This is a genomic window from Leifsonia sp. Root1293, from assembly GCF_001425325.1.
Taxonomy (GTDB): Bacteria; Actinomycetota; Actinomycetes; order Actinomycetales; family Microbacteriaceae; genus Orlajensenia.
In genome coordinates this window covers 1573974-1588834 of record NZ_LMEH01000001.1, presented here as the reverse complement: position 1 = coordinate 1588834, position 14861 = coordinate 1573974, and the positions used below count along the sequence as shown (strand labels likewise).

Below are 14861 nucleotides of genomic sequence, written 5' to 3'. Positions count from 1 at the left end.
GCGTAGGCTGGACCGCGTGACAGACGAGGGCCCGAGGCAGCACGTTCAGAAGCACGGCACTCGCAACCGTCGCGCCCGCCTGACCGCCGTCGAGGGCACCGACACGAGCCCGGAGTCCCCGGTCGAGCGCGAGGATCTGCCCGCGGCATCCGGACCCGTCGGCCCGAACGATGAACGACTGAGACGCGACCGTCCGCCGCATTGGTAGCCGCAGCGCGACGATCGCTCCCGGTCGAGCGGATGCCGCTCAGTCGCGCGTGCGGGCCTGAGCGGCGAGCAGGTCGCGGATCTCGCTGAGGATGTCGAGTTCGGTGTCCGGGGCGTCCGGCTCGGCGACACCGGCCTTCCGGCGGCGCTCCTGCGCCTCCTTGAGCTTGTTGATCGGGAGCACGAAGACGAAGTAGACGACCGCGGCCACGATGAGGAACGTGATGACCGACCCGATGACAGCGCCGAACTTCACCTCGGCCGAACCCGTCGGCAGAGCGATCGTCCAGACCAGCGACTCGTCGAGGCTCTCGGCCTTGAACAGGGCGCCGATGAGCGGGTTGAACAGGTTGACGACGATCGAGTTGACCACAGCGGTGAATGCGGCACCGATGACGACAGCGACCGCCAGGTCGATGACATTGCCCCGGAGGATGAATTCCCGGAATCCCTTGAGCACGTGCTTCCCCTCGTCGAGTGTTGAGCGTTCCTGCATCGAGGCTATGACATGACCGCTAGGACGACGAGGAGCTCGACGAACCCGAGCCGGACGAACCCGAGCCGGACGTGCCCGAGCCGGATGATCCCGACGACGAGCCCGATGACGACGATCCCGATCCCGATGACGACGACGTGCTCGACCCCGTCACACTGCCGGCGCCCGAGGACTTCGAGCCGGCCGAGCCTCCTGAGGCGCCGACCCGTGAGTCGTTGCGGTAGAACCCGGACCCGTTGAAGGTCACGCCGATGGTGTTGAACACCTTGCGGAGCCGTCCGCCGCAGACCTCGCAGATCGACAGGCTGTCATCGGTGAACGACTGCTGGATGTCGAAGGCGTTGTCGCACTCCGTGCAGCGGTAAGAGTAGGTGGGCACTGGTTCTCCGTGCTGTGTGGTGCTCGTGGATCAGGGGGGAATTCAGAAGGCGATGATGCGGGTCGGCGTGACGGCCCCGTCGACGGGGGCGTCGTGACGCTCGCGAGGAACGACGTCGATCACCTCCGAGTCGAACACGACGGCGTACACCGGAGGACAATTCTGCATCGATCCCAGCGTCTTGTCGAAATAGCCCCGGCCCCAGCCCATGCGCATGCCCGTCGTGTCGACCGCGGACGCCGGCACGATGATGAGGTCCACGTCGTTGATCGCGATCGGCCCGAGCAGTTCTCCGACGGCCTCCGGCATCCCGTAGATCCCCTCGGTCTCAGCCTGCTCCTCGCCGACGGTCCAGTCGAGCAGGCCGTCCTGCCTGCTGATGGGGAAGAGCACCTTGATGCCCTGCGACTCCGCCCAGTTGATGAACGGGCGGGTGTTCGGCTCGGTGGGGAGGGAGAGGTAGCACGCGATCGACCGGGCTGACAGGTCGATGGTGATGGCCTCGAGGTTCTCGGTGAATCCGGCCGTCGCCGCTTCCCGTTCCCGCGTCGACATGTTCTGTCGGCGTTCGCGGTGCTCGGCGCGGAGGGCGCGCTTCTGGTGAGCTGCGTCGGTTGCCATGGCCCCAGTCTAGGCGCGGCCATGTTACGAGCAGATGAGCATCGTGTATGCGGGACGGTTCCCGCCGCCCGGCTTGTGTAGCCTTGCGATCATGAGTCATCGGATCACGAAAGCCGTCATTCCCGCTGCCGGACTGGGAACTCGCTTCCTCCCTGCCACGAAAGCGATGCCGAAGGAGATGCTGCCGGTCGTCGACAAGCCGGCCATCCAGTACGTCGTCGAGGAGGCCGTCGCTGCCGGGCTCGAAGACGTGCTCATGATCATCGGGCGCAACAAGAACGCCCTGGCCAATCACTTCGACAGGGTGACCGAGCTCGAGAGCAACCTCGAGGCCAAGGGCGACCTCGACCGCCTGGAGCGCACGAAGGCTCCGAGCGACCTCGCCGACATCCACTTCCTCCGACAGGGCGATCCCAAGGGTCTCGGCCACGCCGTGCTGCGCGCTCGGCGCCACGTCGGCGACGAGCCATTCGCGGTGCTCCTCGGCGATGACCTCATCGACGCGGCGAGCCCCATCCTTCCCAAGATGATCGACGAGCTCGAGAAGCGCGATGCCACCATCATCGCGCTGCTCGAGGTCGACCCGGGCCAGATCCACCTCTACGGAGCCGCTGCCGTGGAGCCCACCGACGACCCCGACGTGGTCCGTGTCACCGGACTCGTCGAGAAGCCGGCCACCGAGGACGCGCCGTCGAACCTGGCCATCATCGGTCGCTACGTTCTGAAGCCCGAGGTCTTCGACGTCCTCGAGCACACGCAGCCGGGCAAGGGCGGGGAGATCCAGCTGACGGATGCGCTGCAGGAGCTCGCTGCCGACGTCGAGGGCACCGGAGGCGTCTACGGCGTGATCTTCCGGGGACGTCGTTTCGACACCGGCGACCGCCTCGACTACATCAAGGCGATCGTGCAGTTGGCCGTCGAGCGCGACGACCTCGGCCCAGATCTGCGCCCGTGGCTGCGAGAGTTCTCCTCGCACCTCGAATAGTCTGGTGCCGTGCCCGCCCCGATCCCCACTCTGCGCGAAGGCGCGATCACGATCCGCCCCATCAGGCTGCGGGACTCCCGCATCGTGGAGCGTGAGCTCCTCGAGAATCGACGCTGGCTGCGCCAGTGGGAGGCGACGAGTCCGCACGCCCCGATGAACTTCGACATGAAGGTCAGCATCCGGAGCCTGCTCGCGCATGCGCGGTCGGGAACGGGGCTGCCCTTCGTGATCGAGTACAACGGCGAGATCGCCGGTCAGCTGAACGTCTCGAGCATCACCGGGGGATCGCTCGCCTCCGCGACCATCGGCTACTGGGTGTCCGAGCGTTTCGCGGGCAAGTCGCTCACGCCCACGGCCGTCGCGCTGGCGACGGACTACTGCTTCTACAGGCTCGGGCTGCACCGCATGGAGATCTGCATCCGGCCCGAGAACGCCCCGTCGTTGCGCGTCGTCGAGAAGCTCGGCTTCCGCTACGAGGGTCTGCGACGACGATTCATCCACATCAACGGCGACTGGCGAGACCACTTCTGCTTCGCTCTCGTGGTGGAGGAACTCACCGACGGCGTGCTGCGTCGGTGGCTCGACGGACGGGTGCCGGCGGATGCAGCCAGGGTGAGCGATCACGACCGGGCGGCTGCCGCCATTCCGCTCCCGGTCACGACGCGATTCTAGAAAGTCTTCGCAACACACCCCCGGCCGCGGGGCGGAGGGCGTCGCGCTGCCCTACCGTGGACGCATGGGCGACGTACTCAGCGGCGGGGTGATGGTGGCGATCGCCGCCGTGCTCTGGATCGCCTACCTCGTGCCCAGCTGGCTGCACCGTCGGCAGTACCTCGCCACCGAGCGGAACGCCGTGCGACTGCAGCAGACCCTGCGCATCCTCGCCGAGACGGCCGAGACGCCGGAGGCCGTACGGCTCGAGACCACAGCACGCGCCGTCGCGGCGCAGGAGCACGTGCTCCGCGAACGCGCGGCCGCCGAGCGCGCCAGGCTCAAGGCCGAGGCGAGAATCGCCACCGAGGAGCGCCGGGCCGCCGAGCGCGAGGCAGCGGAGGCTGTTCGCCGCGCCCGTGCCGCTGCATCCCGTGCGGCCGCCGAAGCCGGCAGAGCCCGCTCCCGTGCCCGTGCCCTCCGCCGCAGCCGGGCCGTCACCTCGCTCGGCCTGCTCGTCGCTTTCGGCGCGCTCACCGCCGGGATCGTCACGGCGTCCGTCGGGGGCACCTGGACCCTGGCCGTCGCCGGTCTCGGCGGCACTGCCGTCACCCTGTTCGTGCTCTCGTCCCTGGCCAGGGCAGGACGCCGCACGCCGGTGTCTGGAGTCATCACCCCCGTCGCCGCTCGCGAGCGGTTCGAGCCCGTCGAGTTCGCTGACGCCGCCCCTGTCGTTCCTCGAGCCGCCTGGACGCCGCAACCACTGCCCAAGCCGCTCACCCTCGCGCGGGGCACCGTCGCGGCCGCCGCGATGGACTCCGTCGAGGAGGCCGCGGCGCTGCGTCGTGCCGCCGTCTTCGCCGCGATGAGCGAGAAGGCCGCTGCCATGAACGCCGGCGCGACCGTGCCCATCCGACGCGCTCCTGCTGCGGCAGCACCCGCCGCGTCCGCCGCGGCCGCCCCGCCCGCCGCGGCATCGGCTCCCGAGGTCGACAGCCGCTTCGCCCGTATGGGCATCGTCGGCGACGCGACTCCCGGAATGAGCGACCTCGACGCCGTGCTCCGCCGCCGCCGCGTCGGCTGATCCCGACCGGTTCTGCACCGTCCGGATCGGATGGTATCGTGGTGATTGTCAGGGCCTATGGCGCAGTTGGTAGCGCGCCTCGTTCGCATCGAGGAGGTCAGGAGTTCGAATCTCCTTAGGTCCACAGACACGACAGAACCCCCGGAGCCAGGCTCCGGGGGTTCTGTCGTCTCACCATCCCAGCGTGCCCGGCTCGCCCTTGAACGGGCCGACGACGGTCGACGTGATCCACCCGCCGTAGAATCCTCCGGGCTGCGGAGTGACGATCTCGCCGTCGACGCTCGCGTCATCGACCTGCCCGGCGTAGATGGCGATCCGGCCGCCGAGCAGTTCGTAGCCGGGTTCGGGAGTCGGGTACGTCCAGGCGGCCCGCTCCGCGGTGGTCTCGCCGGCCGTGAGCGAGAAGTACCGGGCCGATCCCTTGAACTCGCAGAATGACGAGCCGGCGGCCGGCGTCACGCTTCCCGGTGCGAAGTCGGCGATCGGCAGGTAGTACACCGGCGGATGGCTCGTCTCGAGCACCCGCACGACGTCGCGGGTGTCGACGATGACGGCGCCGCCGAGTCGGATGCGCACGCGGGCGTCGACCTGCTCGATTCGAGGAGGTCGGGGATAGTCCCACACCGACTCCTGACCGTCTGAAGGGGGAATGGGCGTCACGGGAGTGCTCATGGCCGGATGCTACGCGGCGGGCTGGGAAAACACCCGGGAACACGGAAAACGCCCCCGCCCGGATCGGGCGGAGGCGTTTCGTCGAAGGTCGTGAGATCAGCTCTTGAAGGCGTCCTTGACGTCGTCGCCAGCCTGCTTCACATTGGCCTTGGCCTGGTCGGCATGCCCTTCGGCTTCGAGGCGCTCGTTGTCGGTCGCCTTGCCGACGCCCTCCTTGACCTTGCCTGCAGCCTCTTCGGCACCGTGCTTGATCTTGTCGTCCAAACCCATGAGAGTCCTCCTTCGATCGATTACTTCAACGCTCTCAGGATCGGCGCTGCGCGACTAGGGGTTGACTTCCCAGCCGCGTGCCGTCAGCTCGCTGGAAGGGAGCGGTAGTGGGCCTTCTCCGCCGCGTCGAGATGTTCCAGTGCATTGCTCAGCATGACCCGCGGCATCGCCCCGGCGTGGGCGTCGAGGAAGGCCAGGAGTGCCGGCCGATCGGAATCGCCGGCATAGCGCAGCATCCATCCGGCGGCCTTCGTGACGAGAGGCTCGGGGTCGGCGACCAGCAGTTCCGAGAGAGCCAGCGCGTCGTTGACGTCACCGGCCCTGATGAACCACGCCGTCGCCAGCAGGGCCGATCTCCGGTCGGGCCAGAACGAGGACCGCGCCAGCCGGTACAGCGGGTCGCGCGGCTTGTCGGCGAGCCAGCCGCCGAGTACGTCGCGGGCGGCCAGGTCGACGAGATCCCAGTTGTTCACGCGGTCCGACCGGCGCAGGTACAGCTCGTACAGCTCGCCCCGACGCTCGACGGTCGCTGTCCTGGCCGCTGCCGCCTTGCCCATGATGCTGCACGCACCCACCCGCACCTCGTGCACCGGGCTCTCCAGCATGGCCTCCAGGTCGGCGGCCGGCATGTCGAGGTGCCGCTTCGCGAGGGTGAAGATCGAGCCCATGCGCACGCCGATGAACTCCTCGTCGGGCCCGGCGGTGAAGTAGCGCAGGGTCTTCGTCAGCTCGACCGGGTCGCGGAGCTCCTCGAGTTCCGCGGTGAATCCGGCCGCCGTCGACGTGGCCATAGCCAAGAATGGCACCGCGTCTGCGATCTCGCGCAACGGGCGATCGGAAAATGCGCGAGGTGGTCAGCCAGCCAATGCCACTTCGATACGTGACCCGATCACAGGCGCCAGCGTGCGGGAGAAGGTTGCAGTCATATGGTTCGACCCGAAGTAGGCGACAAGGCCGCCGATGAGCGTGTGGCACGTCATCCCGGTGCAGAATACGTCTTGGATGTCGACGACCTTGATCATGGGCATCTCCTTCGCGGCGAGGACCATCGGGTCGGCGTCATCGGGGAGGCGCGATGTCTCGAACGGCACAGTGCAGGGATCATTCACCCCGGAATGCTCCGCAACGCAGGCCGGAACGTCCAGGTTGCCTGCGTTCGGGATGTCGCGGATCGCGATCACTTTCTTTCCCGCATTGATCAGGGGCTGCCAGGCGTGCATGAAGTCGGTGGCAGTCAATCCGTGCCCCGAGCCCTCGGCTGGCGCTCCCACGTAGTGCTGGGTGAAGTTGGAGAATATGACGCCGTCGATGTCGCCACGGCTTGCGATGGCTGAGAGCGCCGCCCGTCCCCAGACGGTACAGCTCTCCGTGGCCGCGACAGTTGCATGACCTGCTGCCTCGACGCCCTCTGCCCCAATACCTGCACACCACGTCTTCAGGTAGGTGACGAACCTGATCCCCCGCTCTTTCCCGTACAGATCCAACGCCTCGAGGAAGTGGCCCGCGTGCGAGTCCCCGAATAGCGCCAGCGTCTGGGTGTACCGCTTGACATCGCCGACGGTGCACGCGACGACAGCCGCCCCCTCGAGGGACTGCTTGCACTTGTCCTTGGCCTGCACACCCTTGCCTATGTCTGTTGCCGCCACGGAAGCGTTCGTCAGATGATTTGGCGCGTATGGGTCGGGGCAGTCGCTGCCCGCGATCGTCGCGACCGCACCGGCACATTCCGTGACGGCAGAGAGGGCCTCCCTGGCCTGCGCCGCAGCCCGTGCAATCGAGTCGCCCGTGCGCACGTAGCCGTAGACGCTCGAGCTGAACACGAGGCCTGTGGCGACAACCGTTGCAGTGAGGGTGACCATCGCTGGTCGCGAGGTCAGGAATCTCAGTGACCGAGTCCGATCCTCTATGAGCACCTTCGACAACCATGCGAGGACGATACTGACGACGAGTACGCCGATGAGACTCGTGCGGCCCAGAGGGTGACCGAGCGCGAACGGGAGGATGACGATGAGTGGCCAGTGCCACAGATACAGCGAATACGAGATATCCCCGATCCATTGCACCGGGCGGATCGCGACGAGGCGGGTCGGAGCCCAGCTCACGGGTGGGGTGCCGGCCCAGATGACCAGGAGCGTGCCGAGGACTGGCGGAAGCGCCGCTGCGCCTGGGAAGGGAGTCTCCGGCGTGTAGATGAATACTGTCGCGCCGAGCATGAGGTATCCCGCCCAGCTCACTCCAGCATTGATTCGCGGTGAATCGACGCGGAGTCGAGACGCAAAGAGAGCGAGGAGTCCACCGACACCGAACTCCCACGCGCGACTCAGCGTCGAGAAGTACGCGGGTGCGGGATCCGTCCCGACGCCGTAGATCGCGTACAAGAAGGAAATGACGGTCAGCGCAACGAGCGCGGCCCCGATGAGGCGGTGACGAGAAACGCTCGCGGAGCGTCGAGCGAGCAGGAGAATCGACGTGATGACGAGAGGCCAGAAGATATAGAGCTGTTCCTCCACAGACAGCGACCAGAAGTGCTGAACCGCCGACGGAGCGTTATCGGCACCGAGGTAGTCGACGGAGTCAGAGGCGAGTACCCAGTTCTGGACATAGATCGCCGATGCGCCGATCTCCTTGAACCACTGCTGCCAGAAGGTGGTGGGCACCCACAGCACCGTCGCGATCCCTGTGGCGATGAGCACCGTCAGGCTCGCTGGGAGGAGCCTCCTTGCGCGGCGCGCCCAGAATCGTGACAGGGAGAGGCTGCCGGTGGTGTCGATCTCTCGCAGAAGGTGACCGATGATGAGGAAGCCACTGATCGCGAAGAAGATGTCGACGCCGACGTAGCCCCCGGAGATTCGTGTCGGCCAGAGGTGGAAGAGGACGACGGCGCCGACGGCGATGGCCCTCAGTGCTTGAATCTCCGTGCGGATCCTGGGTTCCGCTAGCCGAGCGGGCGGTGCGTGCGAAATTAGTCCGTCCTTCCGAAGACATCCGCACCGAGTTTAGTGGAGGCCGGGAGCCGCTATTGAACGACGCAGCCGCCCTGAGAAACCTCAGCCGGCGGCATCCGTCAGCATGGTGAGGGTGGGAGTTCCGTCGACGTCGGAGAGCTCGAGGGAGACCGCGAGCGAGCCGAGCTCCGACAGAGCGGAGACATGGGTTCCGCCGCAGGGGATGCTGACGGATGCCTCGGCGAGGTCGGCCACCCACGACCGGCGGTCGGTGAGGCCGGGCCCGGAGACATCGATGTGCACGGGCGCGTCCTCGGAGATCCAGGCGGCCAGCGTCGCGCTCGTCGCCGCCTCGATGGCGGAGAGCTCCTCGGAGAGGCCATCGGTGGTGAAGCCCTTGCGGCGCAGGGACTTGTTCAGCCGGAACACGTCCGTCGATCCGTTCTCGCGGATCAGCGAGCTCGCGATCGCAGCAGCGTCGAAGTCCGGCGCTCCGAGGCCGTCCGCCCGCACGTCCTTGGTCCACCGGTCGGCGACGGCGCGGTTCAGGGCCAACGAGGCGAGGTGGCAGGCGGTGTGGCCGATGGACAGCGCGTTGCGGTACTGCTCGTCGACGACGACGGTCACCTCGTCGCGCTCGGCGAGAGCGGCATCCGGGGCCACAAGATGGGCGACGACGAAGGTCCAGCCCTCTTCCCCCTTGCGCACGGGCACGTCCGTCCCGATGAAGAGGGTCTCACCGTCGGTCGCGGCGACGACGGCCTCGGTCACGGCGATCTCCCGCCCGCTCGAGGTCACGAGCACGGCGCGGTCGCTTCCCTGGTCGGGCCAGCCGGCGTCCACGGGGTGGCACGCCGTCTCGTCGAGGATCACGGCGAGGCTGCCGTCTGCGACGGTCTCCAGGTGCAGCACCACGGCGCCGTTGCGGGTGCTCCCTGCCGGATAGAGCACGACGGTATCGGTTGTGGGGAGAGTCATGCCTCTATTCTGCTGGAGGCTGGAGGACCGAGAGGATGTTGCCGGCCGGATCGGTGAACCAGGCGATGTTCGGCCCCGGGTGCTTGCCCGCCGGGCGCTGGATGCCGCGCTCGTCCTGGCCGAATCCGTCGTAGCGGAGCAGCTGCACCCCGGATGCCTCCAGCGAGGTCACGGCGGCGTCGATGTCGGCGACCTCGAGGTTGAGGATGGTGTAGGTGGCTGGAACGTGATCCGGCTTGGGGTAGACGAAGATGTGGTGATCGTCACCGAGGTCGAGGACGAGGCCGCCCATCTCCTCCGTGACGCCGAGGCCGAGGGTGTCAGCGTAGAAGGCCCGGGCGGCCGGGACGTCGGGGACGGCGAAGCCGCTGAAGATCCGCGTTGTTTCGATCATGGGCCCAGCAAAGCACCGCAGAGTCACGGCGACAAGGGGAGCGGCTCAGACTCTGTCGGTGTGCTCGTGCACTCTCTTGCGACCCAGCTGGATGGGCAGGGCCATCAGCGGCCCCACGAAGCGGCGCTGCAGCTTGCGTGCCGGTCCGAGCACAGCCTGCACCAGGTACTGGCCGAGGATCGCGCCTGCGGCCAGGGCTGCCGCGACTGCAGCGGCGCTGAGCAGCGACATCAGCCCGTTGATGTCGGCGTCGGCCACCTGCAGCAGTCCCTGGAAGAGCGCGAGCCCGGGGACCAGGGGGATGAGGGCTGAGACCACCACGACCAGGGGTGGAACCCGCACGACGAGAACGGCGATGGCCGCCAGCAGGCCCACGGCGAGGGCCGCTCCCGCCGAGGAGAAGACGATCCCGACCTCGGTGCCGACGAGCAGCGAGTAGAACAGCTCGGCGGCCGCCCCCAGGGCGCAGACTGCCCAGAACGCGCGCAGCGGAACCTGCACGGCGAGCCCGAAGCCGAACACGATGATGACGGCCGCGATCAGCTGCATGGTCAGGCCGGCGATGGTGGGCGCCATGGTTCCGTCGATCTGCAGCACGATGCCGAAGCGGGCCAGCAGCAGCGTGGCGCCCAGCACGCCGGCGACGAGGCCGCTCGTGATCAGGACGGCTTCGACGAGGCGGGCCGTTCCGGTGACGTAGAACCCGGACAGGGTGTCGTGCACGGCGCCGAACGTCGTCACCCCGGCCAGGAGCATGATGATGGCCGCGACGACGACGAGTGACGGATTCACGCCGGGGTCGAGCGTGTAGACGACGGCCGCGACGAGGGGGCCGATCGCGCCGCCGGCCACCGACTGGTAGAACACCGGAACCCGGCGCCGCTGCATGGCCGAGGTGAGGAGGTCGATGACGAGGGTCGCGATGAAGGATGCCGCGGCCACGATGAGGCCACCGCCGAGGAGCAGGGCAGCGCCGGTGCCGACGAGCGCCCAGCCGATGCGGCGGAGCGCGCGGGGATAGGCCGGCGCCGCGCCGACGATCGCGGTCACCTGGCGTCGGGCATCCGGAACCGACGGCGGATCGTCGATGATGCGCCCGATGAGCTCCGTCGCCCTGGTGAGCTTGTGGTAGTCGAGGGTGCGGTACTTGACGTTGCGGCTGCGCGAGATCGTCTCGTAGGTCGCCGGGTTCTCCCAGCTCAGCGAGATCAGGGTGTGGGTGATGTCGGCCTCGATGTTGCGCAGCCCGTAGGCGTGCGTGACGGCCTGCATCGCCGCGACGGCATCCTCGGCTCCGGCGCCGTTGGTGAAGAGCACCTCGGTCACCCTGATGGCGATGTCGAGCACGGCGCGCGTGTAGTCCGCGGCGTCCGTCGAGCTCATGCCCGCCGTGCCGCTGGAAACCGCCATAGGAGCAGGCTACCGGGGCAGCGAGCCCTCGATGAGTTCGACGATCTCGGGCGCATCGGGCTCGGTCGTCGGACGGAAGCGGTGCACCTCGCCGTCGGGGGTGATCACGAACTTCTCGAAGTTCCACTTCACCTTGCCGGCCTTGCCGTTGGCGTCCTCGGTCTTCACCAGTTCGGCGTAGAGCGGGTGCTGGTTGCGGCCGTTGACCTTGACGCGCTCGAACATCGGGAACGTCACGCCCCACGTGGTGGAGCAGTACTCGGAGATCGCCTCCTCGCTGCCCAACTCCTGCAGGAACTGGTTGCTGGGGAAGCCCAGCACCGTGAATCCGCGGTCCTCGTACTGCTTCTGCAGCGCCTCGAGCTTCTCGTACTGGGGAGCCAGGCCGCAGCGCGACGCGACATTGACGATGAGCTTGACCGTGTCGCCGTACTCGGCGAGCGTCTTCGTCTCGCCGGTGATGGTCGTGAGCGGAATGTCGTTGATGGTGGTCATATAGATGACAATGCCATCGCCGACCGGATTATGCCCGTCGAGATCTGGAAAGCGAGGAGTTTCTGGGCGAATTCCCGTCGCGACGCGTGTTCCGGCCCCGTCTGGTGAGAAGGTCCTCGCTTTCCAGAACGAGGAGGACGCGCGGGCCCGGACGCGCGGGCCCGGACGCGCGGGCCCGGACGCGCGGGACCGACGGAGGGTCCGAACGGGCCGGAGCGGGCTCAGGAGGCGCGGGCGAGCGCCGCCCGACGCTTGATCGCCGCCTTGAACCAGCGTGCGTCGGGAACGCGAGCGAGGATCGGGCCCAGGATGACCGTGATGAGCACGTAGGCGGTGGCGAGAGGCGCCAGCAGCGGAGCCACCCCGGCTCCGACAGCGAGTCCGGCGATGACGATCGAGAACTCGCCGCGGGCCGTGAGCGCGAAGCCGGCGCGCCAGCGACCGGGAACGCCGATGCCGGCCCGCTTGGCCGACAGGTAGCCCGTGGCGACCTTCGTCGCCATGGTGATGACCGCCAGGATGATCGCCGGGACGAGCATGCCGATCAGGTCGCCGGCATCCGTCGCCAGTCCGAAGAAGACGAAGAAGAACGCGGCGAACAGGTCGCGGAGGGGGGTGAGCACCTCGCCAGCGTTCTGGGCCACCTTGCCCGAGAGTGCGATGCCCACGAGGAAGGCCCCCACGGCCGCCGAGACGTTCACCTGTGCGGCGACTCCGGCGACGAGCATGGTGAGCCCGAGCACACCGAGGAGCAGGGGCTCGTTGTGCTCCGGAGTGAAGATCCGCGAGATCACATGACCGAAACGCAGCGCGAGGAAGAGGATCAGCACCACGACGCCGACGGCGATCGCCACGGTGATGGCGCCCTGCAGGAGGCTGACACCGATGACGACGGCAGAGAGCACGGGCAGGTAGAACGCCATGGCCAGATCCTCGATGACGAGGATGGCCAGCACGATCGGGGTCTCGCGGTTCGAGATGCGGCCGAGATCGCGGATGGTCTTCGCGATGACACCGGACGACGACACCCAGGTGATGCCGGCCAGGGCCACGGCCGCGACGGGGCCCCATCCGAGGATCAGCGCGAATGCCGCGCCGGGCAGGGCGTTGAAGAGGGCATCGATGATGCCGGCCGTCTTGGACTGCTTGAGGTTCGTGAGCAGCTCGCTGGCGGTGTACTCCAACCCGAGCAGGGTCAGCAGCAGGATCACGCCGATCTCGCTGCCCACCGCGAAGAACTCGCTGCTGGCGTCGAGCGGGATGAGCCCGCCCTCGCCGAAGGCGAGACCCGCGATCAGGTAGAAGGGGATGGGCGAGATGCCGATCCTGATCGACAGACGCCCGAGCAGACTCATGCCGAGTAGCAGCGCGCCGACTTCGATGAGGATCAGCGTGTTGTCATGCACAGGCGCGTCCCCGGATCAGTCGGGGCCGTTGGCCATGAGCCGGCCTGCGGCGTCCAGACCGTCCCGCGTGCCGACGGCGACGATGACGTCACCGGGGCGGAGGATCTCTGCGGGGGTCGGGGAGGGGATCACCTTCTTGTCGCGCACGATGGCGACGATGGAGACGTGCGTGCGAGTGCGCGTCTTCGTGTCGCCGAGCGGCCGATTGATGAACGGCGAATCGGAGGCGAGCTCGAGCTGCTCCGTGTAGAGCCCCTCGGTGTCAGAGCTCAGCTTCGTCAGTCGGCTGAGGGTGACGGATGTTCCGAGCACGTCGGCGAGCGCCTCGGCCTCGTCCTCGGTGATGGGGATCGAGTCACGACAGGCGTCGGGATCGTCGATGTCGAAGATGCCGAGGTTGCGCTCGCCATCACGGTACGACACGACGCTGAGGCGCCGGCCGCTCTCGGTGACGAGATCGTGACGCATGCCGATGCCGGGCAGGTCGATCTTCTCAATGCGAATTCCCACGCATACAAACTACTCCCGTTGCGGGAGGCATCCGTTCACGCCGCCCGCCGGCGCTGCACCCTCGTCGTCACCGCCGTCGTTCTCGCCGAGATCGTAGTCCGGGTGGGTGGCGAGGCGTTCGCACCCGCAAGGTCATCGTTCTCGGCGGGAGTCACCCGCGTGAACTCCGGGATCGAGCAGCGGCGTCCTAGTCGATCGGCCCCAGCCACGCGTTGGCGACGGTGCTGTGGGCCGACTCGGCGTCGGAGGGGTGGAAGATCCCGGCGAGGACGTCGCGGTAGAGCCGCCCGAGCTCGCTGCCGGCGAAGTACGACCCGCCGCCCGACACGCGCAATGCCTGGTCGACGACGCGACGGGCGTTCTCCGTGGCTCGGAGCTTGAGCCCGACCAGCTGCGGGAACCACTGCGCACCGTGATCCACCTGGTCGTCGACGTCTCGGGCGAGGGCGACGAGCTGGGGCCGGATGCCGTCCTGGGCGATGGCGGCATCCGCGATGCGCCAACGGATGTCGGGGTCCTGGGCGTAGGACCGGCCGCCGGCCTTGAGCGAGGTGCGGCGGTGAGCGGCGGCGACCGCGAGCTCCAGGGCACGCTGCCCGACGCCGGTGTAGACGGCAGCCAGCAGGATCTCGAAGTTGGAGAAGATGGCGAAGACGAGCGAGTCGGGGTTGGGGCCAGGATCGAGGCGCCGAATGATGCGGTCGGCGGGGGAGTATGCGCCATCGAGGACGGTGGACTGGCTCTGCGAGGCGCGCATGCCGAGGGTGTTCCAGTCGTCCTTGCGCGTGACGCCGGCGTCGGCGCGGTCCACGAAGCCGTAGACGATCTTCGGCGCGTCGGCGGAGGTGGTGTCGAGGCCCATCGTGCCGAGTCGCGTCCACGCCGGGGAGAGCGAGGTGAAGACCTTGGTGCCGGTGAACCTGTATCCGCCGTCGAGCTGCGGGGCGGCATCCGTCGTCGATCCGAACAGCACGAGGTCGTTGCCGGACTCGCTGATGCCGAAGCCGAACACCTCGCCGGCGCCCGCCTCCGACAGCAGGAAGTCGAGGGAGGAGTCGCCGCGCTCGTGGAGCACCTTAGCGACGCCGGTCCAGACGAGGTGCATGTTCACCGCGAGGGCCGTCGCCGGTGCTGCGGACCCGAGACGCACCTGCTCGAGTGCGACCTGTTCGAGCGAGAGTCCGAGGCCGCCGAACTCGGCCGGCACGAGGGCGCGCAGGTATCCGGCGGCGACGAGTTCGTCGAAGTCCTCGGTGAAGAAGGCGTTGTCGCGATCGTAGCCCGCGGCACGGGAACGGATCCGCTCCAGCAGGGCGTCGTCGAGGAGGGGGGTGTCGGGTGCTGAGCTCACGCCATCA

Annotated in this window: 18 protein-coding genes and 1 tRNA gene; 5 read left to right on the top strand and 14 right to left on the bottom strand. The window is 67.9% G+C overall.

Features of this window, described 5'->3' with window-relative positions:
* The first annotated feature begins 16 nt into the window (after nt 1-16).
* Nucleotides 17-208, top strand: coding sequence for a hypothetical protein (locus ASC59_RS07440; protein WP_055820256.1), 192 nt, complete (start codon nt 17-19; stop codon nt 206-208).
* Nucleotides 209-247: 39 nt separating this feature from the next.
* Here the strand turns inward: ASC59_RS07440 and mscL are convergent, their stop codons facing one another.
* Genes mscL through ASC59_RS07425 form a run of 3 tightly spaced genes read right to left on the bottom strand, consistent with a single transcriptional unit; the run spans nt 248 to nt 1703 of the window.
* Nucleotides 248-703, bottom strand: coding sequence for a large conductance mechanosensitive channel protein MscL (gene mscL / locus ASC59_RS07435; RefSeq protein WP_235492614.1), 456 nt, complete (start codon nt 701-703; stop codon nt 248-250).
* A 19-nt stretch (nt 704-722) separates the two neighbouring features.
* Nucleotides 723-1082, bottom strand: a complete 360-nt coding sequence (locus ASC59_RS07430; RefSeq protein ID WP_055820248.1) for an FmdB family zinc ribbon protein — start codon at nt 1080-1082, stop codon at nt 723-725.
* 42 nt (nt 1083-1124) lie between these two features.
* Complete coding sequence (locus ASC59_RS07425) at nt 1125-1703, bottom strand: 5-formyltetrahydrofolate cyclo-ligase (RefSeq protein ID WP_055820245.1); 579 nt, start codon at nt 1701-1703, stop codon at nt 1125-1127.
* Between the two features lie 91 nt (nt 1704-1794).
* Between ASC59_RS07425 and galU the strand changes: the two genes are divergently transcribed.
* The 4 genes from galU to ASC59_RS07405 all read left to right on the top strand — a co-directional run bounded on the left by galU (nt 1795) and on the right by ASC59_RS07405 (nt 4547).
* Nucleotides 1795-2688, top strand: a complete 894-nt coding sequence (galU, locus tag ASC59_RS07420; RefSeq protein WP_055820242.1) for a UTP--glucose-1-phosphate uridylyltransferase GalU — start codon at nt 1795-1797, stop codon at nt 2686-2688.
* A gap of 9 nt (nt 2689-2697) precedes the next feature.
* A complete protein-coding gene (locus tag ASC59_RS07415) occupies nt 2698-3360 on the top strand; it encodes a GNAT family N-acetyltransferase (protein WP_055820239.1) in 663 nt (220 codons plus the stop codon).
* 64 nt (nt 3361-3424) lie between these two features.
* Nucleotides 3425-4423, top strand: a complete 999-nt coding sequence (locus ASC59_RS07410) for a hypothetical protein (RefSeq protein WP_055820236.1) — start codon at nt 3425-3427, stop codon at nt 4421-4423.
* 51 nt (nt 4424-4474) lie between these two features.
* A tRNA-Ala gene (locus ASC59_RS07405) sits at nt 4475-4547 on the top strand.
* Between the two features lie 47 nt (nt 4548-4594).
* Here the strand turns inward: ASC59_RS07405 and ASC59_RS07400 are convergent.
* From ASC59_RS07400 to ASC59_RS07350, 11 genes are all read right to left on the bottom strand, one after another.
* A complete protein-coding gene (locus tag ASC59_RS07400; protein WP_055820232.1) occupies nt 4595-5095 on the bottom strand; it encodes a DUF427 domain-containing protein in 501 nt (166 codons plus the stop codon).
* A gap of 96 nt (nt 5096-5191) precedes the next feature.
* Nucleotides 5192-5365, bottom strand: coding sequence for a CsbD family protein (locus ASC59_RS07395; protein WP_055820229.1), 174 nt, complete (start codon nt 5363-5365; stop codon nt 5192-5194).
* An 83-nt stretch (nt 5366-5448) separates the two neighbouring features.
* A complete protein-coding gene (locus tag ASC59_RS07390; protein WP_235492613.1) occupies nt 5449-6171 on the bottom strand; it encodes a DNA alkylation repair protein in 723 nt (240 codons plus the stop codon).
* Nucleotides 6172-6219: 48 nt separating this feature from the next.
* The gene (locus ASC59_RS07385) at nt 6220-8268 is read right to left on the bottom strand and encodes an acyltransferase family protein (RefSeq protein ID WP_268765488.1); all 2049 of its coding nucleotides are present in this window, start codon (nt 8266-8268) and stop codon (nt 6220-6222) included.
* Between the two features lie 144 nt (nt 8269-8412).
* Nucleotides 8413-9288: a hypothetical protein gene (locus ASC59_RS07380; protein ID WP_055820221.1), complete on the bottom strand. Its 876-nt coding sequence runs from the start codon at nt 9286-9288 to the stop codon at nt 8413-8415.
* Between the two features lie 4 nt (nt 9289-9292).
* A complete protein-coding gene (locus ASC59_RS07375; RefSeq protein WP_055820218.1) occupies nt 9293-9682 on the bottom strand; it encodes a VOC family protein in 390 nt (129 codons plus the stop codon).
* 45 nt (nt 9683-9727) lie between these two features.
* Entirely contained in the window at nt 9728-11092 is a 1365-nt protein-coding gene (locus ASC59_RS07370) for a threonine/serine ThrE exporter family protein (RefSeq protein WP_055820216.1), read from the bottom strand.
* A gap of 9 nt (nt 11093-11101) precedes the next feature.
* Nucleotides 11102-11587 carry a glutathione peroxidase gene (locus ASC59_RS07365; protein WP_055820213.1) on the bottom strand — a complete coding sequence of 162 codons (486 nt, stop codon included), beginning with the start codon at nt 11585-11587 and terminating at the stop codon, nt 11102-11104.
* Between the two features lie 221 nt (nt 11588-11808).
* A complete protein-coding gene (locus ASC59_RS07360) occupies nt 11809-12993 on the bottom strand; it encodes a cation:proton antiporter (protein ID WP_055820210.1) in 1185 nt (394 codons plus the stop codon).
* Nucleotides 12994-13008: 15 nt separating this feature from the next.
* On the bottom strand, nt 13009-13503 hold the full coding sequence (locus tag ASC59_RS07355; RefSeq protein WP_055820207.1) for a cation:proton antiporter regulatory subunit: 495 nt from the start codon (nt 13501-13503) through the stop codon (nt 13009-13011).
* A 187-nt stretch (nt 13504-13690) separates the two neighbouring features.
* The gene (locus tag ASC59_RS07350) at nt 13691-14854 is read right to left on the bottom strand and encodes an acyl-CoA dehydrogenase family protein (protein WP_055820202.1); all 1164 of its coding nucleotides are present in this window, start codon (nt 14852-14854) and stop codon (nt 13691-13693) included.
* Nucleotides 14855-14861 lie beyond the last annotated feature (7 nt).